Annotated in this window: 1 protein-coding gene; it reads left to right on the forward strand. The window is 46.8% G+C overall.

Annotation, left to right across the window (positions count from 1 at the left end):
* Positions 1-818: 818 nt before the first annotated feature.
* A complete protein-coding gene (locus F6K37_RS40465) occupies positions 819-1,058 on the forward strand; it encodes a hypothetical protein (protein ID WP_287256928.1) in 240 nt (79 codons plus the stop codon).
* The last annotated feature ends 797 nt before the right edge of the window (positions 1,059-1,855 follow it).

Genomic DNA, 1,855 nt, shown 5'->3' on the forward strand with positions numbered 1-1,855 from the left:
AAAGTCAACGAATTTTCCCCTGACTTTGAACAAAAATCAAAGTCGGATTTGCGTACGCAACCAGAATTTAGAGTACTCTCAAATCGACCTTGGATAACACGGCCAATAATTGAGCAATGTTTTGGGCCTGACTGCCTGACAGAAGTGCTCGAAAGCCTACAAGAACGGGATCTTTAAAAGCTCAGCTTATGCCCGCACTCGGACTAGGATTCGTTGGTGTTCGCGTAGCGTCGGGCTTTGCCCGAATCGCTACCGACAATCCAAGGGCTATCGAGATCTTCAACTGTTTGCCGGAGCACCCTTGGTGCTGGGGACAAGGTTTTGAGTCAAAAAGGGTAGAGTGGCTTGAGTTGCTAGAGTTACTACAAAAACAGCCTTTTTTGATGTCAAACTCTACCCGTCTCTATAGTCAACTATTGGACCTCCTGCGTCAATATAGTAACTACTGCGATTTGCGTCACCTCAAAGTCCTCGCCTGGATGGTTAGCGGCCTGAGACGAAACCTTAGATAGGCTCGCCTTATTACAAAAAACTTAAACCTTTTACGCATAACCTACTAACTATAAAGGCTCAACTATCTTACGGTAACTTCAAGATCTGTAGTGGTCAGCTTAGCTTACCCGCAAGGGAGCCAAACGTTCAATGCCGCGCCCAAAAAGCTCAGAGTGTGGAACGTCGTTGGAGTAGATTTCTTGTCAACAACCGAATTAGGGTAGAAGCGCTCTATGTACCTTTGGTACTGGTAGCCTTGAGAGGCTGGCCAAATCATCGTCTCTATAAGCGCCTTAGACACCACAGTATTATGGAATCGCTACTGTATGATTCATTTATGTGTAATTTGTTGTGGTCGAGCAGTGCCTCTGTTCTGGCGGGTGCTAGAACAATGCAGCGCCACTGTAAAGTTCCGGGAGTACAAACCACTGTTGCGGAAAGCCCGGTGGTTCGTAACGTATCACCCCGATGTGATGCTGTTAGCGGATCTTCGCTTTGCCAATCATAACCTGATCAGTTGGTTGCAAGCCAGTGGTTGGCATTACTGCCTACGGCTCCGAGCGTGATTTACTGCTCCTAGGCCCGGTGCCGCTATCCCCTTGAACTGAGTTATCTTTGGCCGACCTAACGAGAAGCGGCATTCTATCACAATGTAGGCTTGTGGGAAGATGGAAAGTATCATTGTAACTTGGTACTGGCTACTGTCAAAGGTGTCAAAGAACCCTGGGCAGTTATTACTGATGAATCTCCTACTTTGAAAACCTTGTGGCAATACGCAGAGCGGTAAGGAGTCGAAGAGTTGTTTCAAGGGTAGCTTGTCAGGAGCTTTTGAACTGGAAGATTCTCGGATTAACTCCCCCGAAGCTCTCGAACGCTTATACAAAGTGGCCGCTGTCGCTCTCCAAAACAGCACTACTCTTTGTCTGGCCGTACAACTTGCACCGCTTGCGTCAACTTGTTGTTCGCGTAGCGTGACCAAAGGTCAATCCCCATTGGCGGCGAGGCATCAGTTATCTCAAAATAGGTCTACGCTGGCTCAAGGGGGTTCACGAACATTGGACGCCAATTGTTAACCCCTGTGTTCTTGTTACCCCGCGACCCGCAACCTTGCTTTGCTTCTTTGAAGGCACAGCTGCATTACTACGACCGAATCTGGTTTACTCGTATTCGCTCGAAGCACTGCACCCCTTGATGACTGCCATTTTCCAAGATGTGTCAGGCAGTCAGGTTTTGGGCTTATTGATAATCAACCGGGTGATTAGAGATTTTTGATACTATTGTTTACTTTTTAAGTGTAATGACCTAGGTACTGATAGTAGCTCTAGTCTATCTTCCAAACAATAGAATACTATTTAACACAAAA

Source organism: Moorena sp. SIO4E2 (genome assembly GCF_010671945.1).
Classification (GTDB): Bacteria; Cyanobacteriota; Cyanobacteriia; order Cyanobacteriales; family Coleofasciculaceae; genus Moorena; species Moorena producens.